This is a genomic window from Niabella sp. ZPM-14, assembly GCF_055693045.2.
This window is the reverse complement of the sequence record NZ_CM181148.1, coordinates 3,432,740-3,459,713: the sequence shown is the minus strand read 5'-3', so window position 1 is coordinate 3,459,713 and position 26,974 is coordinate 3,432,740. Positions and strand designations below refer to the sequence as shown.

At 46.9% G+C, this 26,974-nt stretch carries 26 protein-coding genes; 9 read left to right on the top strand and 17 right to left on the bottom strand.

The genetic code is table 11. The annotated features are described in order from the left end of the window. Nucleotides 1-55: 55 nt before the first annotated feature. The 6 genes from ACU37H_RS14695 to nth all read right to left on the bottom strand — a co-directional run bounded on the left by ACU37H_RS14695 (nucleotide 56) and on the right by nth (nucleotide 9,851). Nucleotides 56-1,858, bottom strand: coding sequence for a RagB/SusD family nutrient uptake outer membrane protein (locus ACU37H_RS14695; RefSeq protein ID WP_472703352.1), 1,803 nt, complete (start codon nucleotides 1,856-1,858; stop codon nucleotides 56-58). Nucleotides 1,859-2,015: 157 nt separating this feature from the next. Further along, nucleotides 2,016-5,303 (bottom strand): SusC/RagA family TonB-linked outer membrane protein, encoded by a 3,288-nt coding sequence (locus ACU37H_RS14690; protein WP_472703353.1) that lies wholly within the window; start codon nucleotides 5,301-5,303, stop codon nucleotides 2,016-2,018. A gap of 115 nt (nucleotides 5,304-5,418) precedes the next feature. Beyond that, the gene (locus ACU37H_RS14685) at nucleotides 5,419-6,402 is read right to left on the bottom strand and encodes a glutathione synthetase (protein WP_472703354.1); all 984 of its coding nucleotides are present in this window, start codon (nucleotides 6,400-6,402) and stop codon (nucleotides 5,419-5,421) included. A 48-nt stretch (nucleotides 6,403-6,450) separates the two neighbouring features. After that, nucleotides 6,451-8,298 carry a peptidase MATCAP family protein gene (locus ACU37H_RS14680; RefSeq protein WP_472703355.1) on the bottom strand — a complete coding sequence of 616 codons (1,848 nt, stop codon included), beginning with the start codon at nucleotides 8,296-8,298 and terminating at the stop codon, nucleotides 6,451-6,453. Beyond that, complete coding sequence (locus ACU37H_RS14675) at nucleotides 8,298-9,092, bottom strand: N-formylglutamate amidohydrolase (RefSeq protein WP_472703356.1); 795 nt, start codon at nucleotides 9,090-9,092, stop codon at nucleotides 8,298-8,300. The genes ACU37H_RS14680 and ACU37H_RS14675 overlap by 1 nt, the downstream gene beginning before the upstream one ends. A 105-nt stretch (nucleotides 9,093-9,197) precedes the next feature. Next, entirely contained in the window at nucleotides 9,198-9,851 is a 654-nt protein-coding gene (nth, locus tag ACU37H_RS14670) for an endonuclease III (protein ID WP_472703357.1), read from the bottom strand. Nucleotides 9,852-10,014: 163 nt separating this feature from the next. Here nth and ACU37H_RS14665 point away from each other — a divergent pair, with 163 nt between their 5' ends. Next, nucleotides 10,015-10,353, top strand: a complete 339-nt coding sequence (locus ACU37H_RS14665) for a hypothetical protein (RefSeq protein WP_472703358.1) — start codon at nucleotides 10,015-10,017, stop codon at nucleotides 10,351-10,353. On the opposite strand, the gene manA is transcribed toward ACU37H_RS14665, so the two are convergent. Then, a complete protein-coding gene (manA, locus tag ACU37H_RS14660; RefSeq protein ID WP_472703359.1) occupies nucleotides 10,350-11,552 on the bottom strand; it encodes a mannose-6-phosphate isomerase, class I in 1,203 nt (400 codons plus the stop codon). The two genes, ACU37H_RS14665 and manA, sit on opposite strands and share 4 nt — an antisense overlap. A 34-nt stretch (nucleotides 11,553-11,586) precedes the next feature. On the opposite strand from manA, the gene ACU37H_RS14655 reads away from it, so the two are divergent. From ACU37H_RS14655 to ACU37H_RS14635, 5 genes are all read left to right on the top strand, one after another. Further along, nucleotides 11,587-11,943, top strand: a complete 357-nt coding sequence (locus ACU37H_RS14655; protein WP_472703360.1) for a YraN family protein — start codon at nucleotides 11,587-11,589, stop codon at nucleotides 11,941-11,943. Between the two features lie 223 nt (nucleotides 11,944-12,166). Continuing rightward, entirely contained in the window at nucleotides 12,167-12,832 is a 666-nt protein-coding gene (locus tag ACU37H_RS14650; RefSeq protein WP_472703361.1) for a hypothetical protein, read from the top strand. 3 nt (nucleotides 12,833-12,835) lie between these two features. After that, on the top strand, nucleotides 12,836-13,738 hold the full coding sequence (gene xerD, locus ACU37H_RS14645; RefSeq protein WP_472703362.1) for a site-specific tyrosine recombinase XerD: 903 nt from the start codon (nucleotides 12,836-12,838) through the stop codon (nucleotides 13,736-13,738). A gap of 224 nt (nucleotides 13,739-13,962) precedes the next feature. Further along, nucleotides 13,963-14,793, top strand: coding sequence for a DUF2911 domain-containing protein (locus tag ACU37H_RS14640; protein WP_472703363.1), 831 nt, complete (start codon nucleotides 13,963-13,965; stop codon nucleotides 14,791-14,793). Between the two features lie 139 nt (nucleotides 14,794-14,932). Beyond that, complete coding sequence (locus ACU37H_RS14635; protein WP_472703364.1) at nucleotides 14,933-15,823, top strand: DUF6263 family protein; 891 nt, start codon at nucleotides 14,933-14,935, stop codon at nucleotides 15,821-15,823. 72 nt (nucleotides 15,824-15,895) lie between these two features. On the opposite strand, the gene accC is transcribed toward ACU37H_RS14635, so the two are convergent. From accC to efp, 3 genes are all read right to left on the bottom strand, one after another. Next, on the bottom strand, nucleotides 15,896-17,236 hold the full coding sequence (gene accC, locus ACU37H_RS14630) for an acetyl-CoA carboxylase biotin carboxylase subunit (protein WP_472703365.1): 1,341 nt from the start codon (nucleotides 17,234-17,236) through the stop codon (nucleotides 15,896-15,898). Between the two features lie 349 nt (nucleotides 17,237-17,585). After that, entirely contained in the window at nucleotides 17,586-18,083 is a 498-nt protein-coding gene (gene accB / locus ACU37H_RS14625) for an acetyl-CoA carboxylase biotin carboxyl carrier protein (protein ID WP_472703366.1), read from the bottom strand. A 174-nt stretch (nucleotides 18,084-18,257) separates the two neighbouring features. Further along, entirely contained in the window at nucleotides 18,258-18,824 is a 567-nt protein-coding gene (gene efp / locus ACU37H_RS14620; RefSeq protein WP_472703367.1) for an elongation factor P, read from the bottom strand. A gap of 397 nt (nucleotides 18,825-19,221) precedes the next feature. Here efp and ACU37H_RS14615 point away from each other — a divergent pair, with 397 nt between their 5' ends. Continuing rightward, on the top strand, nucleotides 19,222-20,316 hold the full coding sequence (locus tag ACU37H_RS14615) for a porin (protein WP_472703368.1): 1,095 nt from the start codon (nucleotides 19,222-19,224) through the stop codon (nucleotides 20,314-20,316). Between the two features lie 58 nt (nucleotides 20,317-20,374). Here the strand turns inward: ACU37H_RS14615 and ACU37H_RS14610 are convergent, their stop codons facing one another. Both ACU37H_RS14610 and ACU37H_RS14605 read right to left on the bottom strand, forming a co-directional pair. Further along, a complete protein-coding gene (locus tag ACU37H_RS14610) occupies nucleotides 20,375-20,830 on the bottom strand; it encodes a GNAT family N-acetyltransferase (protein ID WP_472703369.1) in 456 nt (151 codons plus the stop codon). Nucleotides 20,831-20,949: 119 nt separating this feature from the next. Further along, entirely contained in the window at nucleotides 20,950-21,942 is a 993-nt protein-coding gene (locus ACU37H_RS14605; RefSeq protein ID WP_472703370.1) for a beta-ketoacyl-ACP synthase III, read from the bottom strand. Nucleotides 21,943-22,043: 101 nt separating this feature from the next. Here ACU37H_RS14605 and ruvA point away from each other — a divergent pair, with 101 nt between their 5' ends. Further along, nucleotides 22,044-22,631, top strand: a complete 588-nt coding sequence (ruvA, locus tag ACU37H_RS14600) for a Holliday junction branch migration protein RuvA (RefSeq protein ID WP_472703371.1) — start codon at nucleotides 22,044-22,046, stop codon at nucleotides 22,629-22,631. A gap of 208 nt (nucleotides 22,632-22,839) precedes the next feature. On the opposite strand, the gene ACU37H_RS14595 is transcribed toward ruvA, so the two are convergent. After that, nucleotides 22,840-23,475, bottom strand: coding sequence for a carboxypeptidase-like regulatory domain-containing protein (locus ACU37H_RS14595; RefSeq protein ID WP_472703372.1), 636 nt, complete (start codon nucleotides 23,473-23,475; stop codon nucleotides 22,840-22,842). Nucleotides 23,476-23,576: 101 nt separating this feature from the next. Here ACU37H_RS14595 and ACU37H_RS14590 point away from each other — a divergent pair, with 101 nt between their 5' ends. Further along, nucleotides 23,577-24,635 carry an Mrp/NBP35 family ATP-binding protein gene (locus ACU37H_RS14590; RefSeq protein WP_472703373.1) on the top strand — a complete coding sequence of 353 codons (1,059 nt, stop codon included), beginning with the start codon at nucleotides 23,577-23,579 and terminating at the stop codon, nucleotides 24,633-24,635. A gap of 158 nt (nucleotides 24,636-24,793) precedes the next feature. Here the strand turns inward: ACU37H_RS14590 and ACU37H_RS14585 are convergent, their stop codons facing one another. The 4 genes from ACU37H_RS14585 to ACU37H_RS14570 all read right to left on the bottom strand — a co-directional run bounded on the left by ACU37H_RS14585 (nucleotide 24,794) and on the right by ACU37H_RS14570 (nucleotide 26,972). Next, the gene (locus ACU37H_RS14585; protein ID WP_494407558.1) at nucleotides 24,794-25,156 is read right to left on the bottom strand and encodes a DUF5683 domain-containing protein; all 363 of its coding nucleotides are present in this window, start codon (nucleotides 25,154-25,156) and stop codon (nucleotides 24,794-24,796) included. Then, nucleotides 25,144-25,224, bottom strand: a complete 81-nt coding sequence (locus ACU37H_RS14580; protein ID WP_472704293.1) for a hypothetical protein — start codon at nucleotides 25,222-25,224, stop codon at nucleotides 25,144-25,146. The genes ACU37H_RS14585 and ACU37H_RS14580 overlap by 13 nt, the downstream gene beginning before the upstream one ends. A gap of 301 nt (nucleotides 25,225-25,525) precedes the next feature. Continuing rightward, a complete protein-coding gene (gene dapB, locus ACU37H_RS14575) occupies nucleotides 25,526-26,242 on the bottom strand; it encodes a 4-hydroxy-tetrahydrodipicolinate reductase (RefSeq protein ID WP_472703374.1) in 717 nt (238 codons plus the stop codon). Nucleotides 26,243-26,282: 40 nt separating this feature from the next. Beyond that, entirely contained in the window at nucleotides 26,283-26,972 is a 690-nt protein-coding gene (locus ACU37H_RS14570; RefSeq protein ID WP_472703375.1) for a DUF5683 domain-containing protein, read from the bottom strand. Between the last annotated feature and the right edge of the window lie 2 nt (nucleotides 26,973-26,974).

Here is a 26,974-nt window from a genome sequence, read left to right as displayed (position 1 = left end):
CCTGTCCGGCTATGAATGAGTAGCTGGACAGGCTTTTGAATCACTCAGAACTCACTTATTCAAGAGTCGGGTTGAACGTCCCTCCCCAATCTTTATTTTGTTGTATTTTATTTCCTGCTGCAATAACACTCTGCTGGATCGGAGCGAAATAATAGCTGTCAGGCAGGGTATTGACCTTCACTCCTGATTGCGGTGCGTCCAGTAAGCTGTATTTAAAATCGCCTTCCGTCAGTTGATTTGCCAATGCCATTTGCCTGGCTGCAGTCAGGGGCATCTCCGTGCCGTTGTCATTGATCGCAATGGCTTCTACCCCATGTTTTTGTTGCGCATTTAATACGCTAAACAATCGCCAGCGGCGCAGATCGCTGAACCGGAGCCCTTCAAAGCAGAACTCTATATTGCGCTCATCCATGATCGCCTGGCGTATTTGTTCGCGGGTCGTAGCCGTTATTCCATAATTGCTGCTATTACCCGGCTCTATGCCCGCCCTCGCGCGGATCGCTCTTAATAGGGTGAGCGCTTCTGCAGGATGCCCTGTTTCGTTGGCCGCTTCTGCATAATTTAACATCACCTCGGCAAACCGCATCACGACATAATCCACGTCGTATTGCTGTACCTGCGCTTGCGTCAGGGAGAGATTGCTGTTTTTTAAGATGAAGAAGCCACTGTACCTGTTGTTATTTTCTGACCTGGTAGCTGAGTTAGGATTGACCCCGTAGTTATCCAGGGCATCTGCAACACCGAGCGGTGTATATTGACGGTAACCAGGCACTGTGCCTGCAACCGGGTAAGGCCGGGCATTCCACACGACGGACTTTTCGAAACGGGGATCGCGGTTCTCCCAGTATGACTGCAAAAATTCCGCATCGTTTTTATAATAAGCGCCTGATGCATCATTGTATCGTTTGCCGTCTTTCATAGGGAAGGCTTTTACCAGTTCCCATGTGGGAGCGACAGACGCAGGGCCGCGGCTTAAAGAACCCGGGCGGGCGCCGTTGTCCCAGGCCGCTACCTTGTTGGGAAACAGGTTCGTCACAGAAAAGACCACTTCGGCGTTTCTTTCGGAAAGCGCGATCTGGGCATAATCACTAATCAGTGTGTAGCCCTGCGCGCTGAGGCTGTCATAGGCATTCTTGTTCACCATATAGGCCTCTGCCCAATAGCTGTTGTTCCAGGGATTAGAAGGGTTAAATTGCGGTGAGGCTTTATACAACAACACTTTGGCTTTAAAAGCCAGGGCAAAATTGCCATCAATCCGGCCCCAGTCTCCTGAAGAAGCAGTAATGCGTTTGGGAAGCAGCCCCAGAGCAGAATCCAGGTCACTGATCATCATATCAAAACACTCCTCTGTGGAATTGCGTGGAATGTTCAGTTCGTCTGCATACCGGTCCTGCGGCACTTTCAGATAAGGAACCCCTCCATAGGTTCTTACCATACCGAAGTAAGTGTAGGCCCTCAAAAAATAGAACTGTGCTAACAACGCTTGTTTTACATTGGGCAATAATGATCCGCCGTTGGTCCGTGCGATACCGTCATTGATCAGGCGGATGCGCGTGTAGTTGGTAGACCAGTCATTGTTACCGGTACCGGGAATTGCAACGAGGTTCCCCGCATTCACCGTAGTCACTACGTCAGCAGGAAAGGGCACACCGGTTAACTGCTCACTTTGACCGTCGAGACCAATATTCCAGTTACCGAAAGCGCTGGAATAGATGTTGCCAAGATATGCGTTGGCAACATTGGGATCTGTCCAAACAAGCGTTGGATCATAACCACTCAGGTTGGGTATATCCAGCACTTTTGAACAGCCGGCGAGAAGTAACACCGCCGAAAGATATATAGCTGATAACTTTTTCATTCGTAAATATTTATGTTTTTAACGATCGAATGGAACTTGTCAGGTATATCCCGATAGCTATCGGGATCATTTCCCTGTGTGATAAAAATGAAAATTTTATAATGAACGTTTCATTCGTTAATTTTTTATTGACTGAAATTTTCAATAACAGGTGCTGTTAGAACTTAAGGTTAAGACCTATGGTAAAGGTTTTCATGATGGGATAAGAGTCGTAATTCTTTTGTTCGGGATCATGAAACTCTTTAAGCTCCGAAAAGGTGAGCAGGTTGGTACCATTTAAAAACAGCTGCGTGCCGGTAAGTCCGATCTTGCTGATCCAGCTGGCAGGAAGATCGTAGGCAATATTAATATTCCTGAGCCGCAGGTAGGCGCCATTGCGCAGCCAGAAGCTGGAACCTAATGTCCCGGACTCTAACCAGTTTTGACCGATGGGCCGGGGATACTGGGCATCGGGATTTTCAGGTGTCCAGACATCTGTGGTCCAGATCGGATAATACGGCCTTATCGATCCGCCATGCTGCCGCATGCCTTCCCCATCTTGGTTGCTCACCATCCGGTCATATTTTCCAACACCCTGCAGGAGCGCATCCAGTGAAAGGCCGCGCCAGGAAACAGTAAACCCAAGTCCGTAATTGATGCGCGGTGCGCCGTTATCACTCAACAGCACCACATCGTTGTCATCGATCTTTCCATCCGGAGTATCAGAAAAACCAGCCCCCCTGATATCTTTATATTTGATTGCTCCCAGATAAGGCTTTCTTCCGAATGTGGTGTAGCCACTGGCCAGTAACGCATCCAGCTCTGCTTGTGTGCGGATCAGGTCTTCAGCCACATACCCAAAAAGGCGGTTGGCCGGATAGCCCACCGGATAGCGAAAATCCTGCGGCTGGCCAGGATAGTAGGAAGCATTGGCCGGATCCAGTACATCCCAACGGTCTTTGGCATAACCCAGATTGCCGTAAACAGAGTATACAATCTCTCCCACCTTATCCTGCCATTGAAGCGCTACCTCCAAACCTCTGGTGGAATTAGCAGCGTAGTTTTCAGGCGCCAGGCTTTGCCCGTAAGTCACAGGCAGCGTAATGGTGCGGGCACCTAAAATATTCTTCCGTTTCTTCAGGAATGCATCGATAGAGCCAGACAGCTTGTTGCGCAACATGGCAAAATCGAGGCCGAGGTTGGTTTCATAATTGGTTGCCCAGGTGATGCCCGGCACTGGTGTTGGCCCGGGACCTACAGTAATATAATAGGTGTTGCCAAACATGTATCCCCCGGTGTTGGTGTAGGTATCCGTGTAAAGAAAATTGCCGATCTGGTTATTGTTCACATCTACCAGGTTACCGGTGGTACCGTAGCTGGCGCGTAGCTTTAATTCATTCATCCAGTCTACATTGTCTTTAAAGAAAGACTCCTGAGATATTCTCCAGGCCAATGAAGCTGATGGGAAGAAGCCCCAGCGCTGATCTTTGGCAGCTAATACCGTTCCGTCGTACCGGAAGGAAAAGTCCGCCAGGTAGCGGTCGTCGAAATTATAATTCAAACGACCAATCCATGATTGCCGGGTAATCGCCGGATCAATAAATTCGAAAGCATCACCAAACCGGTTTCCCGAAGAAGTGGAATAAGCAAACATCTGATCGATCGAAGTGACCGGGGCAAAGCCCTGGGCCGTCGCGCTGATGCGCCGGTTGTCTGCCTGTTCAAACACGGCCATCGCATTGATACCATGTTTACCGAACTTACGGTCATAGTTCAGGTACCAGTTGAATTGGTACTGCCAGCCTGTGTAAATGTTATAACGTAGGAAGGGCTGGTTCTGACTGAAGGTGAAAATATTGATCTGGTTAGGATCGGGCGGCCCTGGAATGTAAGGGTTGTTGGTGGGGTCGGCAGAGATAAACTTATAATTGTACTGATGCGTGAGGTACCATTTGCGCATCAGGTCGTTGGCCTCATAGTTACCTACCAGCTTGGTAGAAAGGCCTTTTACGAACTGATCCAGTTTTATATCTAATGTCAATATAGGATTGAATTGCCTGCGGCGTGTATTAATATATCTGTCACCCTGCACCATGTCTACCACATTCCACAGCTGCCAGCTGCCGATCGCGGGCTGGATCGGGTATTTGGTAATCTGGTCGGCAACGGTTCCGTCTTCATTCAAATAGAACGGAAATAATTTGGGCCAGTTGAACGTCACCCGGTAAAAGTCGCTGACATCATAATCATCATCGCCGGTGAATGGCCAGTAAAAGCGGTCGGAGTTTTGCTGAGCAGCCGCAATGTTCAGGTTGACGGAGATCGCATCGCTCAATCTTGCCGTCACGTTGCTGCGCATGTTGAACTTCTTGTAGTCGAGGTTGATATAAGATCCTTTCTCCCCGGTATAGCTGACCATTGAGTAATAATTGATCTTTTCGCTACCGCCGCTGACGCTTAATAAATACTTCTGATTGGACGGGTTGCGCCAAACCCAATCATTCGCGTTGTAAGACCGGTCTTTAAAATAATCAAAGATGGTTTGTGTGTTGGGCATCGGATCCTGTCGGTTGTTGTATTCATTGTTCCATTGCGTTACCCGGTTCTGATAGATCAACTCATCGGTTGCGGTAGTCATGTCCGCCAGCAATGTTTGCGTTGGCCTTGAGGTGGTATAGGAAGTCTGGAACCCAAATACAGGTTTACCTGTCGTTCCTTTTTTGGTAGTGATCACCATCACGCCGTTACCCGCCTGCACACCATATACTGAAGCACTGGCGGCATCTTTCAGGATACTCATCTGATCGATCTCATTAGGATCCAACGCATCGAAAGCCGACTTGCTTTTGATGATCCCGTCGATTACGTAGACCGGCTCGCCAAAGCTACCACGCACACGTATGGTGGAAGAGGCGCCGGACAATCCGGAAGTGTTCACCACGGTGACACCAGCTGCCCGTCCAGCAAGCGCGTTGGACATATTCGTGAGCGGAATATTATTGATCTTCGTCGTATTGATGGAAGAAACGGCACCGGTGATATTCGATTTCTTCTGAGTACCATATCCGACAATGACGACCTCATCCATCTGGCCCTGGTTGGGGCCGAGCGTCACCGTGATCTGCATCTGGTCATTGACGGGTACTTCCAACGTAGCAAACCCGATGTAGCTGACAATCAGCGTGTCGTTGCCCGAAGGCATCCTGATGCTGAATCGCCCGCTGGAATCCGTAGTGGTGCCTTGTTGCGTACTCTTAACGGTTACGTTGGCGCCGGAGATCGGGCTTCCTGTGTTGCTGATCACCGTACCTGTAACGGCGTGATCTGCCTGAAAGGTGATTTTGAAATGCGGATCCGCGGCTCGGATCGGCGGGTGGAAGATGAATACAAGCACTGCCAGTGCAATGCATTTTCTCAGGCTCGCGCGCATGCGGGCCGGGAAGAGGGCCTGGTTTAGATGTAACATGTGATGGTTTTTGGTATTGAAAATAGCAAAGTCTCAAAAGGACTGATCTATTGAGTTAATATTAGTCAACGATTGACTAATATATGCAGCACCCTTAAACCGTCACGTCAATTTCCTACAGTTGTTCCTCAATAGCTTTGATCACCAGATCAAAATAATTTACTCCGTTTAGTTTACAAGCATGTCCCATGCCACCGGGGCTGAAGACATTTATCTCCATCACTTTGTCACCTACGATGTCAAGTCCCACAAGAAACATACCATCCTTTACCAATTTATGACTCACCGCATCCACGATTTCCAGCATCTTCTTCGTGATCTTAGCCGGGGATACCGATCCACCCTGGTGAATATTACTGCGGATATCGCCCTGCGCCTGGGAACGATGGATAGCCGCTATCTTCCCATTGATATCAATAGGCTTTCCTTCAAGCAGGAACAGCCGCACGTCGCCTTTGCTGGCTTTGGGAAGATATTCCTGCGCCACGATGTAGCCATCGCGCCCAATGGCGTCCACGATCTGGTTGAGGTTTTTATTTTGTTCATTAACCAAAAAGACATTTTTACCGCCCGATCCCTGCAATGGCTTTAATACAATATTCTTTTTATGCGCGGTATAAAAGCTCTGGATCTCGCGGACGCTGCGCGTGATAATGGTTTCGGGCCGGATAATTTCGGGAAAATATTGGAAGTACATTTTATTGGTGGCCTTGGCCAGCATGTCCGGGTTGTTGAGCACCAGCACACCGTTGCGTTTTGCCAGCTGACCAAACACAATGCCTGAATACTGCGCCCATGGCCGTTCTTCGAGATCGGCAGAAGGGTCGTTCCGCAACATCAGCACATCCAGGTCTTTTGATTCAATCAGATTTTTTTCTACTTTGAACACTTCTTCCATGAAGATGCTCGGGCTTCTGAATTTTTTGGAAGGTGCTTTGCGCGCGTGGGCCCCCATCTGACCGGAAGCTGTGTAACTGAAGTCCTCCACGGCAATGTAGTATACCTCGTGTCCTCTCTGCAATGCCTGCAAGGCCAGGCGGGTTGTTGTGAAGTAGGGTTCTTCTCTATCGTAGTCGTTGATAACAAAGGCTATTCGCATTACTGTATGTTTATGTTGTTAATGGCTGAACCGGAGTTGTCGCCGGCGTTATTGTTGAATCATTTTAAAAATGTTACCTTCTTTTTTGATCGTTTCAATTTTCTGACGGAACTCCCCCGACAAAAAGCGGGGTGTGATCGGTGCTTTCAACAGAATATTCCGGTGGATCAACTCCTGCACCACCGGCAGATAGTCCTCCCTGATCTTGCCGATCAGCAATTGGTTCAGGTCTTTTCCCTTCTTGATATAATTAATGATGTTTAAAAACCCTTTGAGGTACACGGCATCTTTCGTGAGCCCTCCACCCCGGTATGCCCTCATGCAGATATTGAAAGCAGAGTGATGCGGAAAACTATATTTATCTGCAAGCAGATGAAAAGTGTCCACAAAGGATTTGCCGCTTACCATTTCATGCACGGCCACCACGCGCGCCGCCAGGGTACGCATCCTGCTGCTGGTCAGGCCATCATTCAGGTATTCTGCCAATACCGCCAGACCTTCCTGCAACTCTTCATATCCCGGCACCCCAATGGAAAACAATTCCAGCGGCTGCGCCTTACCATTGTAGTAGGTCACCACATGCGTACCGATCTCGTGCTGCAACAGAGGCTGCGCGCGCTTCCTGGATACACCGAAACCTGAGTTGATATTTAACACGCCCTTAGACACAAGGATACCTTCAATGTCATCGGCAATGCGCACGCTCGTAGAGATGCTGGCATCCTGCGAACGCAGCCACTTCAACTCCTTTTGCGCCAGCAACGCAAACTGCGCGGCGTTGAGTCTTTTCGCGTCGCTACCGGATTCAGGACCCACATCCACAGCTACTAACAGCGCCTTTGCAATGTCCAACAATTGTTCACTCACGGGGCCAAAAAGCTGTAAACTGCTGAGCATGAAATCATGCTTTTCGCGCTCCTGCATCATGTTTAACATCCGGTCGATCTCCTTGCGCTTATCACGAAAGAGAAACGCAATGGTCGGATCGGTGATGTCTTCAATGGGAAGGTTGTAGATCTTTCTTTTAATGATCTCCGGATCCACGGGCATGGGCCGGTAATGAAAAACGGGATTCTTTTCATAGTTGGTTTTTTGAAATTCAGTCCAGGCTTCGTCTACATTGATAGGCGTCACCAACATCAGGAAGTCGAACAGCTTGCTGTAGGCCGCCAGCTCGCGGTCGATCTCGCGTGCCTTATCATCAACGATAGTCGTACCCAGCATCTGGAAGTGAGACGCGCTGAAAGAGGTTTGAAGCCTTATGAATTCGAAGAAGCTTTTCCTTAATGCCTTGCTGTAGCCTGCTCTCAGTTCGCGCAGGAATAAAGGATAAGGCTTGCCTGTGGCTTCGTTCAGATAAACAGGTGCAATCTCCAGTCCCATCATCGTGATCCCTTGCTTTTCCAGGTATTCTTTTGAGAGCAATGGTTTTTGATCCGGCGGTGCAGGCGGTTCGTCCTGCTTCCTGATCGCCGAATTCTTGTCCCATGCCGGGATGGGAATCTTATTCAGCTCGGCGTCCAGCTTACGCGCGGTATTGATGGCGCTTTTCTGGTTGATCACCACGGTGAAAGGAGACTGGTATGCTGGCTTTGCCAGCCAGGTTTCTACCAATAAAAATCCTTTGAATTTATCGGCATACAGGTTGCTGATCATCTGCACAATTTTTGTCAGCAGCCCGTTACTCTCGGCGTCTACGATCAGGTAGGAAGATTCCATCTTTCCGAGCCGGTTGGCGAAATAATCCTTGCCGTCCCTCATGCGGTAAACCAGCAGAAAGGGAACAGGTTTCTCAATTTTCAGGATACCGTTTCCAGGCAAACTGATATGAATAGGATCAGACTTCTTCAGTTTGTCCTGGAGGCGGTTGAGTATTTTCTGGCCGGCTTCGGTCATTATTTTACATCCTCCTTTTCTCGTTTGATTTCCTGCTGCAAAAAGCTTACCGATAATCCTAATAATTCTTTGAGCCTGTTGACATGAGGAATATCGGCAACACCGGTCCACTCTTCCATAAACGTCTTTTTAAATTCGATGGAAAAAACCGCGCCGTGATCGCCATAATGACGGATAACCCACTGCGAAAATGCGCCTCCCTTGAAGATCACGTTTTGACGGACGTCTAACGGACGATCCAAAACCGGAGCCCCGGTCAAAAAACTATTAAAGCGGTCGCAATACGCTTTCCATGACGGTCTATTATAAGCTGTGCCTAAGTTGATCTCCGGGTGGGTTGCCTCGGGCGCTGCTTCGAACGCATTTTGCCGCTTGTGGTTGTAAGAATGTACGTCCAGGATGAAGAAACTTCCGTGAGCCGCAATCACCTTTTCCAGCAAAGCACCTACGCCATCATAAAAAGAATCATACTCTGCATGAAGGGTTTTTATTTTTTCGGCAGGCAGCTCATTCCAAACGCTTAGGCCCCAGGCATCTTCAGGCTTTTGATAGACTGCTTTCTCTTTGGTTCTGTTAAGATCGAGCTGAAAGCGGGAAGTGTGGACAGTCACCGTGGTAACTGGCAGTTCTGAGATCATATAGCCGGTATACGGGTCTTCTTCGCGGGATCGCTCCTGTTCGCCGAGCAGCAAATGACCTTTCAGCGCATCATCGATCTGATGTCCATCGTGCAGGGCAAATGCTAAAATGGGCGTATTTCTGTCTACTACAGTAAAAGGGCTTTGAGGGCGCATAACTGTTTTGAAGACAAAAAGTAAGCCACTATTTATCTTCTATATTACGCTTTCAACACCGTTTAAAGACCGGTAAAAAAGGATGGGACCTGGTTGATATGCATGCTAATTAAAGTCCTGGCTATTTTTCTGAAACCACAGGCAGGCCTGTTGCAAACCACATTCACGGCATTTCGGACTGCGCGCGACACAGGTATATCTACCATGCAGAATTAACCAATGGTGCGCTTTATGGATCAGCCCGGCATCGATGTGCTTCACCAGTTCCTTTTCCACAGCCAGAGGCGTTGATGCTTTGAGCGGAACGAGGCCAATCCTTTTACTGACACGGAAGACATGGGTATCAACGGCCATGTTAGGTTGCTTCTCAATAACCGAAGTAATGACGTTGGCTGTCTTACGACCCACACCCGGCAAGGTGACCAGCTCGTTGACGGTCATCGGTATATCGCCATTGAAGTCCTGAAGCACTTTTTGAGCCATGCCTACCAGGTGTTTACTTTTATTGTTGGGATAGGAAATGCTTTTTATAAGCGGGAAAACTTCTTCAGGTGTTGCCTGGCTGAGGCTACTGATATCCGGATACTTTTCGAACAAATAAGGCGTCGTCATATTGACTCTCTTGTCTGTGCATTGCGCAGACAAGATTACTGCCACCAGCAATTGGTATGGATTGTCATACACTAACTCGGTTTCGGGTTCAGGCATATGAACCGAAAAATAATCAATCACAAACTGGTAGCGTTCCTTTCGTGTCATGAATAGTCTTCAGAAAAATGGCTAAGGTACAAGCCAAAAATCAGACTGCAAGCCTACAACCTAAAGATTTGATGGAACGTCATTTAGCAGAGCTGCACCTGCCTGGATTGCAAGGAGATCCCACAGGCTCAGATACATTTACTGATATAAAAAAATCGTTCCTATGAGCAAAATCTTCTACGCCCTGATTTTCTCACTAATCATCCTGTTGCCCTCCTGCAAAGCGTTTCATATGGTGAGCTTCGACTCCAGAAATATTCAACCCGGCATGAGCAAAGACGCCGTGATCAAGAAATTTGGCCGGCCCTACAAGGAAAGCTTTTACACCGATGATTCGGGCGACTTACAGGAAACGCTTTTCTACGATCAGGTGGTGCACAAAGGCGATGCGTATTACTACGATAATATTCTCGAATTCAAAAACGGCAAACTTGTCTCTATGACACAAGGCCCCGAAAGAAGATCCCTTAACAAAACAGTAGTCATCAAGAAAGAAGACTAAAAGGCGGACGCTTTGAACAGCCAGGAATCCTCTGAAGCTTTGACCATCACCTTAGCTCCTGAAAACGCAGCGGCCGTAATATTAGGCTGCTGCAATACCACTTTTACTCTTTTTGATTGCAAGCTCACTTTTCCTTCCATCAGTAAAAACAACTCGGCGGTGGCGATGTCCAGTTCAACGCTTTCGCCCTTCCGCAACCGGTAAGACTTTAACGAGAAATCTTTTACAGGCGCTTTGTAGGACTGGCTGTCTTTTTTGGAGCGCTTGATGATCTTGGGATGCGTCGGCTCACATTTTGTGTGCTTCAGCAGCTCTACAGTGTCGATATGTTTAGTGGTAAGTCCGCCGCGCAACACATTGTCGCTGCTAGCCATGATCTCCACGTTTTGTCCTTCGAGATAAGCATGAGGCACACCGGCATCCTGGAAGATCGCTTCGCCCGGGCGAAGGTGTAGCAGGTTGAAAAAGTAAATGGAAAATATGCCACGGTCGATGATACCAGGTCTGCTAAATGTAAGCGCTGCCCTGGCCGCCCAGAAATGTTCATCATCTTTCTGCAACTGGTTGCTTTGATAGAGCGGCACGATGCGCGCCACCAAAGGCTGCAGTAACTCGTTTACTTCCTCCTGGGGCATTTCCATCGCCAGTTGATACAAGCCTTTGTATCCTTTTTTCCTGAAAGCAGCTTTAAAGACTTTCAGTTCCTTTACCTTGTCCAATACCGCCAGCAGCTCCTCCTCCGGTTTAAAACCGTGTAGCAGGTAAAACTCGCTCATCGCCACCATCAGTTCAGGCTTGTGATTCGCATCTTTGTAGTTGCGGTCAGGAGCGTTCAACGGGACGCCTTTGGCATTCTCCTGTTCAAAGTCAATAGCTGCCTCGGCTTTGGAAGGATGCACCTGTATAGACAACATGTCCTTCACATCGAGGACCTTTAATAAATAAGGCAAATGACCAAATGCTTTAAACACCTTTTCTCCCAGGGCATCGGCTGCATGGGCATCAATATAATCGCGCAGCAACACTACCTCGCCGTTGCTCAGGGTCACCTTACAATCCGCCTGCGGATGCACGCCCAGCCAATATTCTGCAAAGGGCTGCATATTGGGATTCTCGATTTGTAACAGTGAAGGAAGATAGGATGTGCCACCCCAATCATAATGTTTAATACTTCCGCTTAAAGGAGCTAACAATTGCATAGTCTTTTTATGTAAATTCAGGTAAAGATAAGAAATGGCTCATCATAATGACCTTGGTAAAAACGGCGAGTCGCTGGCAGCGGGCTTCCTGGAATCCAGGGGCTATACCATTGTCTGCCGGAACTGGCGCCACGGTTATCATGAAATAGACATCATCGCTACCAAAGGTAAAAAATTACATTTCGTTGAAGTGAAAACCCGCAGCTCTTCTTCCTATGGGCATCCCGAAGAAAATGTGACCAGGAAGAAATTCAGGTATCTCAAAAATGCAGCAGATGAATATCTTTTTTTACATCCCGGGCACCGGTGGATTCAGTATGATGTGGTGGCTATCACGTTTCAAAAAGGTATGGAACCAGCGTTCTTTTTATTGGAAGATGTGTTCCTGTAGCTCCAGAGTAATTCCGCGCAAACGCGAATCGCTTTAGAAATAACAATGATTATTACCTCTTTGAATAAGCTAAATATGCGTCAGACCGGGGACGGCTCTTTTTTTTATTTCCAGACCCCGATCGCAAGTTTATGGATACAAGCGGAACAACATCGGCTTTTGATCGGTAATTTTATGTAGGTTTGTTGCTTTCAGCAACCTAATTAATTTTTTAAACATGCACATGAAATTATTGAGTTTAACGTTTGTAATGGCCACCCTGGCTTTTGTTGGTTGTAAAGACGGAGGCGGGGAAACTGCTTCAAAACCTTTTTGCAGTGATACCACTTGTATTACGGAACCCATGAAGTTCGAATCCAAAGAGGCAGGGAATCCTTTTGTGAGGATCAGTTTTAAAGATTGCCAGATCGACTCTATTCATTGGGAAAAAGGAGGAATGGGCGTGATCAAAGACATTATCTTTTCTGAATTTATTGACAAGCAGGTAAGACCTTCCAAAGAATTTCTGACTTGCGAAATCATTGATGCTAAATACGCGTGGATCAAATTCAATGATTGCGCTACCGGTCGTGGTTATTTATTGAAATTGCCTTTTGAGAAAGACGGCGCTACCAGCAAGTTCACCAGCGCCATTAATAGCTTCGATCCTAAGTTTAAAGTGGAAGACGGTCTGGCCGCTTATTACGACAACACGTTCATTTATGTGGAAGACATGAAAACCGGACAAACCGCGAAACAATTACTCACGGATAAAGGCGTAACAGAAATCGACTATGATAATGTTCACAGCCTGATCGACTCGGTGAATATCACGAAAAGCAATATCTACGCTAAACTGATCGTGGATAAAAAAGAGGTGGTGCATAACAGCCCGCTTACTTTTAAATAAATTATGTGGGAGCCTTACAAAAAAGGATTTAAAGCTTACCTGCAGTTAGAAAAATCGCTTTCGGCCAATTCCACGGAAGCCTATCTGCGCGATCTTGATAAGCTCACCCAATTCATTGAACTAAAAGAGCTGCAAAAAAATCCTGCAACAATCACGTTGCAGGATTTGCAGTTTTTTATACAATGGATCGGCGAACTGGAGATGTCGGCCACTTCACAGGCCCGTATCATTTCCGGCATCAAAGCCTTTTATAAATACTGCCTGATCGAAGATATTGTCCGGGAAGATCCGACGCTCCTTCTTGAAGCGCCAAAGACCAGGCGCACCCTGCCTGATGTGCTCAGCTTCGCTGAAATCGAACAGATAATGGAGCAGATCGATCTGAGCCAACCAGAAGGCACCCGAAACAGGGCGATCCTTGAAACCCTTTACAGTTGCGGGCTACGGGTCAGCGAGATAGTAAATCTAAAGATATCACAACTGTACCTGGACGTTGGTTTTGTGAGAGTGGTCGGGAAAGGCGATAAAGAGCGACTGGTTCCGATCGGCAACACCGCTATTAAGCATATTAACCTTTACCGGCAGCACGTTCGCACGCATATCCGGATCAAGCCCGGCAACGAGGACATTCTCTTTCTCAATAAACGCGGCGCAAAGCTGACCCGGGTCATGATCTTCCTGATCATCAAAACGCTCACTGAAAAAGCCGGTATCAGGAAAGCCGTTTCGCCTCACACGTTCCGGCATTCTTTTGCAACGCATCTGATTGAAGGCGGCGCTAACCTCCGCGCGGTACAGGAAATGCTGGGGCATGAAAGCATTACCACCACTGAGATCTACACACACCTGGACAAAGAGTTCCTACGCAAAACGTTGGAAGCATTTCATCCGGGGTTCCGCTCCTGAAGGGGACAATCCGGAAATACATCTGCGCAGGGAATGAGTGTCTCCCAGATTACACAGCATTCCATGGAAGACTGGTTAAAGGTGCACAGCATTTCGGTAATCATGCCGTAGGTCCCGATGCATCCCCACACCAGGGTCAGAACAAAAGTGACACGATCATGTTATTTATCCCCTAATAATCAGCTATTTTACTAATTTTATACTTTAATAAAAACATTCAATCAATGAGAAAAATTGCATTATCACTTGTATTATTATTCGGCATAACCATTGCTAACGCCCAGCTGAAATTACCCGCACCCAGCCCGGCCCAAACGGTCAAACAGGAATTTGGTTTATCAAGCATCGAACTGTCTTATAGCCGCCCGGCAGTTAAAGGACGTAAGATATTCGGAGACCTGGTTCCATTTGGCAAAGTATGGAGAACGGGCGCTAACGGCGCAACGACGCTCACTTTTGGAGACGATGTGATCATCGGTGGCAAAGAAATTCCTGCCGGTAAATATGGTTTACTAAGCATTCCCGGTGCTGATTCCTGGACGATCATCATTACGAAGCAAACCGATGTTACCAGCCCTGCAGCTTATAAGCCGGAAGAAGACGTAGTGCGCGTGAAAGCGTCGCCTGTTCAACTCCCCTTTCAACTGGAGAACTTCTCCATCTCTTTTGAAGACATTACTAACGAAAGCTGCGAGCTGGCCATCATCTGGGACAATATAATGGTGAGCGTACCCATTAAAACGGATATCGACAAAAAGGTCATGGCGTCCATCGATGAATCGATGAAATCGGACAAACCAGCGTATTTCCAGGCAGCTTTTTATTACCTGGAAAATGAAAAAGATCTGAATAAGGCGGCGGCATGGTTTGAAAAAGCAGCGGCAGCACAACCGGAGGCTTTCTGGATCAAACATCACCAGGCGAGAGCATTGGCCAAACTGGGCAAAAATGCGGAAGCCAAAAAGGCCGCGGAGCAATCGAAAGAACTGGCCGCGGCTGCTAAAAACCAGGATTATGTGACGCTGAACGAAAAGCTGATTAAAACCTTAAAATAACAATGCCGGTAATCAGCCGGTATTAGTGGCATCAAATATGCTTGATCAGACAAGCAAGCGGCAATATCGCTGCAACAAATCAGATCGCGCGGTTGAGCAAAACGTGTTCGATCCCTTTCAACCCAATAAATCATTAAAAATGAAACATTTTATAAAGCCACTGTTGATCAGCGCGTCGCTCCTGTTCGCTGCTACTACCGTGACCCTGGCACAAAAATCCTACAATCTATCTTTTAAGCCGGAGAATGGCAGTAAGTACATCGCAATCTCTACGGTGAAATCGAAAGTGATACAAAACGTAATGGGGCAGGAAATCAATATCAATATGAACTACGATATGAACATGCTCTACGATATCACGAATTCAGGCGAGAATAAAAAACTAAAAATCACCTACGACAAGATCAAAATGGATATGGACGCGATGGGCCAGAAAGTTTCCATGAGCAGCGACGATACCGACACATCCAATGAAGCCAGCAAAAGTTTCCGAGCATTGAAAGGTCAAGCAGTAAGCGTTATCCTGACACCTGATGGAAAAGTGCTGGAAGTAGAGGGCGCGGAAGAAATAGTGAATAAGGTAGGAACCAATGACGTGCAGAAAGAGACGATGAAAGCGGTTTTAGGAGAGGACGCGCTTAAAAATATGATGCAGCAGGCATTCGGCTTTTACCCCGGCAAACCAGTAAAAGTGGGAGACAGCTGGACTGACAGCATGACTATCGAATATCCGTTTACCATCAAAGCGCTCAACACCCACACTTTGACAAAAGTTGAGGGCGATAAAGCATTTATCAACACTGTGAGCCAGCTTGGAACGGCGGAAGGCTCCAAGATCAACAGCAACGGTATGGAAATGTCTTTAGACCTGACGGGAGACCTCACGGCGACCTCCCAGGTGGATATGAACACCGGCATCTCAATGGAATCCCAAATAACGCAAAACCTAAAGGGCAACATTGAAGTGCAAGGCCAGAAGATTCCGATGGCTACGGCGATCGACATGACTATGACCACGACAAAAAGATAACTTAGCAATAGCTGCTAAATAAAACAGGCGCCTTTCCCGGGCGCCTGTTTTGTTATTCGTTGTTCGAGATCCTTATCGCTTCAACTGGAATGTTTCCAAAAACTTCGTGTTGAAATTACCTTTGATAAAATCTTCGTTCTTCATCAGCTGGAGATGGAAAGGGATCGTTGTTTTTACGCCCTCGATGACATACTCGCTTAAAGCGCGGTACATGGTGTCGATCGCTTCTTTCCGCGTACGTGCGATGGTGATCAGCTTACCGATCATGGAATCGTAGTACGGAGAAATGGTATAGCCAGCATACACATGACTGTCTACCCGCACACCATGACCACCCGGAACATGCAGGTTGGTAATCTTGCCGGGTGAAGGACGGAAATCGTTGAAAGGATCTTCCGCATTGATCCGGCATTCGATGCTGTGCATGTTGGGGAAATAATCGTTACCCGATATCTTTTCTCCCATGGCAATCTTTATCTGTTCTTTGATGAGGTCAAAGTTGATCACTTCTTCTGTCACGCAATGTTCTACCTGTATACGGGTATTCATTTCCATGAAGTAGAAGTTGCGATGTTTGTCCACCAGGAACTCGATCGTACCTACGCTCTCATAACCAATGGCAGAAGCCGCTTTTTTGGCTGCTTCACCCATTGCTGCGCGCAGTTCGTCGGTCATGAACGGAGAGGGTGATTCCTCGACCAGCTTCTGATGACGGCGCTGGATAGAGCAATCGCGCTCACTCATATGACAGACATTTCCGAACTGATCGCCCGCCACCTGGATTTCAATATGTCTTGGTTCCTCTACAAATTTTTCCATGTAGATACCGTCGTTCTTAAACGAGGCGGCAGCTTCCATCTTGGCCGTGTCGTAGGCTTTTTCCATTTCCGACTCATCCCAAACGATACGCATACCTTTACCTCCACCGCCCGCAGTGGCTTTCAAAATAACCGGGTAACCCACATCCTTTGCCAGGCTCTTTGCTTCTTCAACACTTTCCAAAAGGCCTTCACCTCCCGGCACCACCGGCACACCGGCTTTGATCATGGTTTCCTTGGCCGTGATCTTGTCGCCCATCTTGTTGATCATATCAGCCGTAGGACCGATAAATTTCACACCGCTTTCGTTGCAGATACTGGCAAACTTGGCATTCTCTGCCAGGAATCCGTACCCGGGATGCACTGCGTCGGCATTCGTGATTTCGATCGCAGCCATGATGTTGGGAATATTGAGATAGGACTCGGAGCTGGCCGGGCGACCGATACAAACGGCTTCGTCGGCAAACTTCACATGCAGGCTCTCGCTGTCGGCTGTAGAATAAACCGCTACGGTTTTAATACCCATTTCTCTACAGGTTCTGATCACCCTTAATGCTATCTCCCCCCTATTGGCTATTAATATTTTTTTGAACATACTGTCAGTGTGCTGATGTGCTGATATGCTAATGCGTTAATAACATTCAACCACAATAATTTTAAAATATAAAACAACTTAAGATGTAACTGAAAGGATCTTTCGTTTTGAAGTAGCTACTATTATTACAGTCCGGCTCATTGCTTCAACTTAACGGGTCGTGCTGAATCAGAAAGATACCCGTTTAAGTATTCAGGGAGCCATCATCGATACTTGCTTCGCAACTTTGTTTACAGATTCAGTTGTAAAGCCTGCCACGTTTTTGGGTCACAGCATCGTCTGAACTCATTTCAGCAAAGGCTTTCGCAAATTCTTTATTAGCTGCTGCTTTAATGAGCTAACTGAACAACTAAGCGGTCTCCACCTCAAACAGCGGCTGATCAAACTCAACCGGAGAAGCGTCGTCTACCAATATCTTAACGACTTTCCCGCTGATCTCGCTTTCAATCTCGTTGAATAATTTCATCGCCTCGATCACGCATATCACTTTACCCGGAGTGATAATATCACCCTCTTCTACAAAGTTAGGTTTATCCGGAGACGGCTTGCGGTAGAAGGTACCGATCATCGGGCTTCTTACAATAGTATTATTGCTTGAAGTAGCTGAGGGCGCCTTAGGCTTTTCTGCCGCAGGTGCCGGCTGCTGATTTTGAGGCGCTGTTATTTGTGCAGGAGCCACAGGCATTGGCAGGGTCGGCATAGAGAAAGGTGGCGCAGACACTACTTGTGTAACAGGCTCTTCCTTTTGTTTGATAGATAGTTTAAAGTCTTTCTGCTCAATATTGAATTCTCCAATATTGGATTTATTGATCATCTTGATCAGCTCCTGAATTTGTCTGAAGTCCATATTTTTCAATTTGACAGCTTTTGGATTAATGATTATTTCGCTAACAGCCTTAGAAAAGAACAACTAAGGTAAGTAAATCGATAAGATAAACAGAAGATTTACCGCTAATTTTTGCACACCGAAGCCATCCACAAAAGCGGCAATATTGATCCGGCAAATCTCTAGCCAATTGATTTATTCTTTCACTCTTTCTACGTACTCACCGGTCTTTGTATTGACACGGATCAGCTCTCCTTCATTGACAAACAAAGGAACGTTTACTGTAGCACCTGTTTCCACTGTAGCTGGCTTCAGGGTGCGGGTAGCAGTATCACCTTTCAGACCTGGCTCCGTGTAAGTCACGAGCATTACGATCTTATCGGGCAATTCGACGCTTACCGGCTGTTCAGTTTCCGTATTGATGGCGATGGCTACTTCCTGCCCTTCTTTTAAGAATTGAGGTGCATCGATCAGGTTTTCGGCAACACTGATTTGCTCAAACGTAGTGTTGTCCATAAAGTTAAAACCGGTTTCATCCTGGTAGAGATACTGATACGCTCTTTTTTCAACTCTTACGGGGTAAATAGTGTCGCCGGAGTTCCATGTTTTTTCGATGGTCCTGGTATTGTCAACACCTTTCAGTTTTGCCCACACTTTAGCAGCTGCACGAGCCGTTTTATTTTCACCAAACTCTACTACCGAGTAAAGGCTGCCATCGAGTTTTAAGATCATGCCGCGGCTGATGTCAGAAGTATTTGCCATTATAAAAAAAATTTAGGGCGCAAACGTACATAAAAATTTCCATCTGAAGGGTTGGATGGCGCTCATATGTTAAAAATAGAAAGCCGGTCCAAACACATACATTAAATAAATAATGTAAATAATTTTTTCTGGCCACACGGCATTTAAGGCGCAATACAGCGGAAATCTTCCAATTAACCACTCCGAAAATATATTACAATAAATAATATTTATTCAAATAAGCAAACTTTGATTGTTTTTTATTGAATATTGTTACTTTTACAATTAATTAATATGAAATAATATTAAAAGAATGATGGAAATTTTGCTGGAAAACGTATATATATTTAGATATAATATAACCAAAACTGTCTACGACAGATCTCTTAACCACTTTTTTAACATTAAACTAAAGTAAATGAAAGGAAAAGTTCTTCTACTAACAACCAAAGCTCTTTTCATCACAACTGCCTTGTTTGCGCAAACTGAAACCGAAACTGAAGAACCCGCTGGCGATTTACAGATCAATGGTTCGGTTGACGCCTACTACCGCTACAATTTTCAGAATGCAAAATCTGTAGGTGAAACGAACAACCTGACCAGCTTTACCAATTCTCAAAACTCGATTGAACTGGGGATGGCCTCCCTAAAGGCCAGCTACACAAAGGGAAAAGCCGGCGTAGTAGTAGACCTGGGCTTTGGCACAAGAGCGCGGGAGTTTTCCTATGCTGAAGAGCCGATAACGGGGGAAGACGGGACCAGTTCAGGATCATCTCTCCTGCAGGCGATCAAACAAGCTTATGTAGTCTACAACCCCACTGACAAGATCAGGATATCAGCGGGTAAATGGGGAACACACCTGGGATACGAGGTGCTGGACCCGCAGCTGAACAGGAACTACAGCATGAGCTACATGTTCTCTTACGGACCGTTTTCCCACACAGGTTTAAAGATCGATTATAATATAGGTGAAGGTTTTGGCGTAATGGCCGGTGTGACCAACCCTACCGATATTCTCTCGGCCTCCTTTGCTAAGAAGAACGTGATCGCACAGGTGAGCAAAACATCAGAAGTTGTGAACGCCTTTTTAAATTATGTAGGTGGAAAGGACCTGGCTGATAACAACCACAACCAGATCGGCCTTACGGCTACCGCCAAAGTAAGCGACATGTTCTCCCTCGGATATGACGGAACGGTAAAGATCGTTGACCAGTTCGAAGATGTATCTAAGAAATGGTGGGGCTCTGCGCTCTACGTGAATGTAGACCCTTCTGAAAAATTCGGCATCACCTTACGTGGTGAATATTTTGACGACACGGATAAAGGAGGATTGATCTTCGGAACTTCGATCACCCAGGCAACGCTTTCTTTCAACATCAAACCGGTAACCGGGCTAACGTTCATCCCCGAGTTCAGGCTTGATAACGCTAAAGACCCCTATTTCTATAAGAACGACGGTAGCTTAACCAAGAGCACCGGTAGCTTCCTTATAGCTGCAGTTTATTCATTTTAGTTTCTGTCAACACTGCTTATACCAAAAAAGAACCCCTGCTTGATGCGGGGGTTTTTAATTATATTTCGATGGCGCAGTTGACCCATTCTCCGTCAAAGCCGGCATTGTACTTCTTGTAAAAATTAATAGCCGGTTCATTCCAATCCAGCACCTGCCAGCAAATCCGCTTCAGCTTTTTAGCTTTGGCTTCCCCGACCAGGGTATCGAACAGCAAAGTTCCGACGCCTCTTCCCCGCATGGCTTCCGTCACCAGGATATCTTCCAGGTACATCGCCTGCCCCTTCCAGGTGGAAAAACGGATATAATACAAAGCAAATCCCACAATCTGGCCGGTATACTCGGCTACAAAGCCCCACCATACGGGGTTTGTCCCGAATCCGCTTTCGGTAAAATGTTCCAGGCTGATCGTCACCTCCTGAGGTGCGCGCTCATAGGTGGCCAACTCCCGCACCAGCTCGAGTATGCGGGAACAATCAGCCGCGGTAGCCCGGCGGATCGTAATCTCTTCTTTCATTTTAAGATGATGGTTGATAATTTGACCGATGACAGGCGAACAGCCTGTATCAGCATTAATACGTTTTCGGGTTGACTAAAGCAGTTTTAGCAGCGTCTGTAAAATAATACTGTCAACTCTTAATAAGCCCAATCAATCAGCGTTGCGCCCCAGGTAAAACCACCTCCGAACGCTGCAAGCACGAGCTTATCGCCCTTTTTGAGTTTGCTCTCCCATTCCCAAAGGCAAAGCGGAATGGTCGCAGCCGTCGTATTTCCATATTTCTGAATATTGATCATGACCTTCTCTTTAGGAAGTCCGATCCGGTTGGCAGTAGCGTCAATAATGCGCAGGTTGGCCTGGTGAGGCACCAGCCAGGCGATATCATCTCCCGTCAGCCTGTTTCTTTCAAGCAACTCGGCACTAACATCTGCCATACCTTTCACTGCGAACTTGAAAACGGTCTGGCCTTCCTGGTAGGCGTAATGTTCGCGCCGGGCAACGGTTTCCGCGGTAGCAGGATAAGCGCTGCCGCCGGCTTTCATTCTCAGGTACTGAGCACCGCTGCCATCGCTTTTCAAAATACTGTCTTTGATACCCAAACCTTCCGTGGCAGGTTCGAGCAGAGCTGCGCCCGCGCCGTCTCCAAAAATAATACAGGTGGTCCTGTCGGTATAATCCACAATAGCGCTCATTTTATCAGCGCCTACCACGATCACTTTTTTATAACGGCCGCTTTCAATAAAAGCAGCACCCTGAGTGAGGGCATATAAAAATCCTGAACATGCGGCGGAAATATCATATCCGAAGGCGTTGACCGCTCCCACCCTGTTGGCCACAATATTGGCCGTAGCGGGAAACACCATATCCGGCGTCACGGTCGCAACAATAATACAGTCAATCTCTGCAGCATCAATACCCCGCTTTTTAAGCAATCCCTCCACTGCGGGTACGATCATTTCACTAACTCCTTTTCCTTCGCCCTTCAATATCCTGCGCTCTTCGATGCCGGTGCGCGTCCTGATCCATTCGTCATTCGTTTCTACTATCTTTTCAAGGTCAAAATTGGTTAGCTTGTCTTCTGGTACATAGCCGTTAACTGCAGTAATTGCCGCTGTAATTTTGTTACTCATTGATTTCTAAAAGATTTTATCCGGATCACGCTCCCGGGAGATGCCAAAGGTAAAGGAATTTATAATTTGTGATTTGAGATTTATTGTTTGAAATTCGCAAAATGATATCGTATTTAAAAGGAACGTTTGCCAGCATCAGCCCCTCTGCCGTAATAATTGACGTACAGGGCGTTGGCTATGAGGTCAACATCAGTCTGAACACATTTTCAGCCATCCAGGACCAGCAAACCGGACTCCTTTATACGCACCTGTTGATTCGCGAGGATGCCCATCTTTTATATGGCTTTGCCGATACGAAAGAGAAGGATATTTTTTTATCCCTGCTCAGCGTGTCGGGGATCGGGGCAAACACAGCCCGGCTGATCCTTTCTTACATGAAGCCGGAGGAAATAACCACTGCCATATTGCACGGAGATGCGCGGGCTTTGGAACGGATCAAAGGCATCGGCAAAAAAACGGCCGAGCGGGCAGTGCTGGAACTGAAAGATAAGGTCGGAAAACAACAGACTGATGTCGCGCCTTTACAGGGCGTTGTAGCAGGATCGACGGTGAAGCAGGATGCTTTAGAAGCGCTGATTGCGCTGGGGATCAACCGGCAGCAGGCCGACCAGCAGGTCGCCAGATTATTGCAAACCGATCCGGATCTGCAACTGGAAGACCTGATCAAAAAAGTATTGAAAGGATTGTGAGTGTGGCTGATAGACCATGGACAATCGACCATAGACCGTTTACAATAAGCTTTTGGTACTAACGGTGATGGATAAGTGTTTCAGGAATTCCGTGTTGTGAGTAAACAAATTCTTAGGTAAAAAGATTGCTCCCGAATGATAGGCTTCCCGAAAATGGAACTTCTTCTATGGACTGTAGACAATGGACCATAGACTATCCCCTCCCTTATCACCTCTTCTTGAAATCGCCTCGTTTCCAGGCATTGATGAATTCTGCCCAGGCTGCCGGGCTAAAGATATTCATGGGCGGTATTTGTCCCTGGTAGCGCGCCCGCTGAAAGACATTATTCAATTGGCGGTTGGTCATCTCGCGGCCGTCATGAGGCAATTTAGCCAAATAGGCACGCCGCGCTTCGGGGGTGTTGGCTTTGCGTAGTATCTCAAGTTCGTCCTCAGCAACCGGGGTGTTGACGAAATCCCTGGCGAACTGTTCGGGGGTAGGCCTTGGGCGGATGATGGCCACAGGTAGGTAAGTGGTGTCCTGCACCAGCGTCTTCACAACGCTATATTGAGTTCCTTTTAAAGTGTCGGGGACGGTGACAGATCCGGGCTGATAACTCACGTGGGAAAACTCGATCACATCGCCTTTAAGCACCGCAATGGAAAACACACCGTCATTATTAGTAATGGTACCGCGCTTTGTCCCTCTTACCGTAACGCTCACAGCTGGGATGGCTTCAAGGCTGTCTGCTGTCATGATGATCCCGAAAAGCTGAACTACCGAATCGCGGGCTTTCTCAAACTGCGCCTGCGCCGCCAGACCGCTACATAACAGCGCTATAAAAAACAATACAATTTTCTTCACTGTGCCAAAATTAAGTACATGAATTTTAATAAAGACAACAATTTGGGTTTATAGGTGTTTAACTTTGACATTTATATTTGAATTTAACATAAGCTTTAATAATGACGAAAGAAAAAGTATTGGATGCGTTGAAGACAGTGCACTACGCTGGTAATGAAAAGGATATTGTGACAGCTGGTATCGTACAGGACCTGGCGATTGAAAAATACTATATTTCTTTTAGTCTGATTGTTGACACCGATGACGCCGACGTGCGGCTGAAATTGAAAAGCGAATCGATCAAAGCCATTAAAGACCTGGTAGACAAAAATGCGGTGATCAAAGTGTCGTTTCAAAACAAGCCTGCGGCAGCAACTGCATATGAAGAAGATCCCAAAGCTCCTCTTTCCGGAGTGAAAAATGTAATTGCCGTGATTAGTGGAAAAGGAGGCGTGGGCAAAAGCACCGTTTCGGCCAACCTGGCGCTGGCACTCGCACAGAGCGGCGCTAAAGTAGGTCTGATGGATGCTGATATTTACGGGCCGAGCGTGCCCATCATGTTTGGCGTGCGCGGCGAACGACCGATGATGAAGGATGTGAATGGTAAAGGGGTGATCGTACCGTTAGAACGTTTTGGCATCCGGCTGCTCAGCATCGGGTTGCTGGTAGACGAGAGCAAAGCTGTCGTTTGGCGCGGGCCTATGGCCAGCAGCGCGATCAGGCAGTTTGTGACCGATGTCGATTGGGGCGATCTTGACTACCTCATTGTTGATATGCCTCCGGGCACTGGTGATATTCACCTGACTTTACTCCAGATGATCAAAGTGGCGGGCGTCGTGATCGTAAGCACACCCCAGGATGTGGCGCTTGCCGATGCAAAGAAAGGTATAGCGATGTTCGGCCAGGCACAACTCAATGCCCGTATCTTAGGACTGGTTGAAAACATGAGCTACTTCACGCCGGCGGAATTACCCGATAACAAATACTATATTTTTGGAAAGGAAGGCGCACAACGATTAGCATCCGAATATGAGCTTCCCTTTTTGGGAGAGATCCCGCTGGTGCAAAGCATCCGGGAGGGCGGCGATTTCGGTGTTCCGGTGATGATGAGCGATGATGAGATCAGTAAGAAAGCCTTTATGGAGCTGGCACAGCGTGTAAGCAAAGCGGTTGGGAAATGATCTCATAACGCAACCAGGTACCAAGCCCTAAAGTAGTGCTTCGAAGACGTGACCTTTAATATCGATAAGCACGCCCTCTCGACTTCCGTTTCACTTTAAATTCATTCATGTGTTCATGACAACACGTCCCTTACCAGCAATGAATAATTGCTATACATCTATTTTATTTTAACAATAATATTCACTGCCGCTGTTCGGGAATAAGCCAAATAGCTTGGCCGGATTTTAATGGATAGATCACGCGACACATCAAACTGGCTGAAATGTGCATCAACAGTGGCATCCAGCACGTTTAAGCCCCAGGTAAGCAGAAAATAAATGGCAGAATAATCAACATTTTTTCTAATGTCGTCTCTCAAAAATATAACAGCGTTAATCCCATTCTGCTCATACGTCAGTCTAACTATCAGGTCTAACGCAAAATAGGCAGTGTAATCTCGCTCATTTTTTGGCAACCTGCTTAAAGCCTGTACCACGCGCACCCCGTCTCGAGATCTTTTGTACCATTTCAGATTAAACAAAAAAGGCCGCTGGTTGCACCTATAGCCGCGTATACGACCGGTACTTTCCAAAGCTTCTTGTTATATATTTGACCTGATCAAGGAAAAACAGCTGAGCGAATTGCGGCCGTGGCCGGATGACACTCTTTCGACTTAACGGTTTTCGTTGAATCTGTCAAATGTATCTTATTAACGGTATCTGTTTGCGCATGACTAGTCAACGAACCTATTAGCATTGCAGTTAGAAGTAGCGGTGTTTTCATCCAGCAAAGAAAATCGCCATCTTCTTTATAATTTGTTAACCATTGCATGAAGCAAGTTGTTTAACAAATGTTTAAACGAAAAACGCCGCAATCTCTTGCGGCGCTTCAACAATTTATTTGATAGCTGTCAGATTCCTAAGACTTCCTTCATTCCAAAGATCCCTTTTTTATCTTTCAGAAACTCTGCGGCGATCACGGCGCCCAGCGCGAACCCTTTGCGGTTGTGTGCAGAATGGGTGATGCTTATATCGTCTATATCAGATACATACCGGATCGTGTGCGTACCGGGATCAGGATCGATCCTTTTGCTTACGATCAGCAGCTCATCATTTCCGGGAGTCGTATCGTTCACCCACTTGTTTAATTCAGTGTAGGTTTCCATTACGCCTTCGGCCAGCGTGATAGCAGTACCGCTGGGGGCATCGCGCTTTTGTGTGTGGTGGATTTCTTCCAGCGACACGTTGTATTCTTTGTGCGGATGCATTAATGCGGCCAGCTTCTTGTTCAGCTCGAAAAAGAGGTTCACCCCCACACTGAAGTTGCTGGCATATATAAAGGCGCCATTCTTTTCCTGGCACAATTGCTCTACCGTATCCATTTTATCGAGCCAGCCGGTAGAGCCGCTTACAACGGGAATACCAAACCTGAGTAACTTCAAAATGTTTTCGTAGGCAGTGTGGGGCCCTGTAAATTCGATCGCCACATCTGCTTTTGCCACGTTCGCGGCATTGAACGCATCGAGATTCGATTCATCGATCTTCAAAACAATTTCATGACCGCGTGATACCGCTATCTCTTCGATCGCCCTGCCCATTTTACCATATCCAATGATCGCTATTTTCATATACTTATGTTACTTCACTAATTTTAAAAATGAATACTTTCTATTTTACCCTCACGATAAAACTCATTCCGGCGGTTCGGGCCATTTCACTATATCCCGGTTGTATCTTGAACGTAAGATCGGGAGAAATATCAAAGCTGCTTAAATGCGCGTCTACCGTCGCGTCTACCACATTGAGCGCCCAGGCAATAATAAAATAGATGGCGGCGTAGTCCAGGTTTTTACGAAAGTAATCCCTGTTAGTGCGCAAATATTCCGGCTGCACACCCTGACTGCCCTCAAAAAACACCCGTTGCAGGTCTTCATGCACCTTTTGATAACCAGGGCTCCCTATAGAGTCCTTCCCCTGTGTAATGTTGTAGGCAATTGTATAGGCATACTTGGTCCGGTTGTACCAGGTCAGGTTATTAACGAAGATGGCACCCGTCGCACCCAGTGCTGCATATACAATAGGCACTTTCCAGATCTTCCGATTGTATACCTGTCCCCAGCCGGGTAAAATGGCAGACCGGAGCGCCGCCGCACTAGGCTTGCGCGCCTTGGGATCACGAAGTTTTGTGGAATCAGTTTCTTTAAACGCTGGATTTTCAATGGTCGGCTTTACAACGGTGTCCTGTGCTTCCAGGAGCTTGCGCGCCACAGCGGTGTCAACAGTTTGGGCATGGGCCGCACTGATGCTCACCAGGTAACCCAAGAAAGCAGTAAGAATTAATTTTGTAACGAAATGCATGA

What these genes read in the sequence shown, in the direction of transcription:
- dapB (WP_472703374.1), bottom strand. Translation starts at nt 26,242, where the DNA reads ATGAAAATAGCGATCATTGGATATGGTAAAATGGGCAGGGCGATCGAA.
- ACU37H_RS14650 (WP_472703361.1), top strand. Translation starts at nt 12,167, where the DNA reads ATGAAATTATTGAGTTTAACGTTTGTAATGGCCACCCTGGCTTTTGTT.
- accC (WP_472703365.1), bottom strand. Translation starts at nt 17,236, where the DNA reads ATGTTCAAAAAAATATTAATAGCCAATAGGGGGGAGATAGCATTAAGG.
- ACU37H_RS14605 (WP_472703370.1), bottom strand. Translation starts at nt 21,942, where the DNA reads ATGAGTAACAAAATTACAGCGGCAATTACTGCAGTTAACGGCTATGTA.
- ruvA (WP_472703371.1), top strand. Translation starts at nt 22,044, where the DNA reads ATGATATCGTATTTAAAAGGAACGTTTGCCAGCATCAGCCCCTCTGCC.
- manA (WP_472703359.1), bottom strand. Translation starts at nt 11,552, where the DNA reads ATGCAATTGTTAGCTCCTTTAAGCGGAAGTATTAAACATTATGATTGG.
- nth (WP_472703357.1), bottom strand. Translation starts at nt 9,851, where the DNA reads ATGACACGAAAGGAACGCTACCAGTTTGTGATTGATTATTTTTCGGTT.
- ACU37H_RS14680 (WP_472703355.1), bottom strand. Translation starts at nt 8,298, where the DNA reads ATGACCGAAGCCGGCCAGAAAATACTCAACCGCCTCCAGGACAAACTG.
- ACU37H_RS14590 (WP_472703373.1), top strand. Translation starts at nt 23,577, where the DNA reads ATGACGAAAGAAAAAGTATTGGATGCGTTGAAGACAGTGCACTACGCT.
- ACU37H_RS14665 (WP_472703358.1), top strand. Translation starts at nt 10,015, where the DNA reads ATGAGCAAAATCTTCTACGCCCTGATTTTCTCACTAATCATCCTGTTG.
- accB (WP_472703366.1), bottom strand. Translation starts at nt 18,083, where the DNA reads ATGGACTTCAGACAAATTCAGGAGCTGATCAAGATGATCAATAAATCC.
- ACU37H_RS14570 (WP_472703375.1), bottom strand. Translation starts at nt 26,972, where the DNA reads ATGCATTTCGTTACAAAATTAATTCTTACTGCTTTCTTGGGTTACCTG.
- xerD (WP_472703362.1), top strand. Translation starts at nt 12,836, where the DNA reads ATGTGGGAGCCTTACAAAAAAGGATTTAAAGCTTACCTGCAGTTAGAA.
- efp (WP_472703367.1), bottom strand. Translation starts at nt 18,824, where the DNA reads ATGGCAAATACTTCTGACATCAGCCGCGGCATGATCTTAAAACTCGAT.
- ACU37H_RS14615 (WP_472703368.1), top strand. Translation starts at nt 19,222, where the DNA reads ATGAAAGGAAAAGTTCTTCTACTAACAACCAAAGCTCTTTTCATCACA.
- ACU37H_RS14640 (WP_472703363.1), top strand. Translation starts at nt 13,963, where the DNA reads ATGAGAAAAATTGCATTATCACTTGTATTATTATTCGGCATAACCATT.
- ACU37H_RS14690 (WP_472703353.1), bottom strand. Translation starts at nt 5,303, where the DNA reads ATGTTACATCTAAACCAGGCCCTCTTCCCGGCCCGCATGCGCGCGAGC.
- ACU37H_RS14685 (WP_472703354.1), bottom strand. Translation starts at nt 6,402, where the DNA reads ATGCGAATAGCCTTTGTTATCAACGACTACGATAGAGAAGAACCCTAC.
- ACU37H_RS14635 (WP_472703364.1), top strand. Translation starts at nt 14,933, where the DNA reads ATGAAACATTTTATAAAGCCACTGTTGATCAGCGCGTCGCTCCTGTTC.
- ACU37H_RS14655 (WP_472703360.1), top strand. Translation starts at nt 11,587, where the DNA reads ATGGCTCATCATAATGACCTTGGTAAAAACGGCGAGTCGCTGGCAGCG.
- ACU37H_RS14675 (WP_472703356.1), bottom strand. Translation starts at nt 9,092, where the DNA reads ATGCGCCCTCAAAGCCCTTTTACTGTAGTAGACAGAAATACGCCCATT.
- ACU37H_RS14610 (WP_472703369.1), bottom strand. Translation starts at nt 20,830, where the DNA reads ATGAAAGAAGAGATTACGATCCGCCGGGCTACCGCGGCTGATTGTTCC.
- ACU37H_RS14695 (WP_472703352.1), bottom strand. Translation starts at nt 1,858, where the DNA reads ATGAAAAAGTTATCAGCTATATATCTTTCGGCGGTGTTACTTCTCGCC.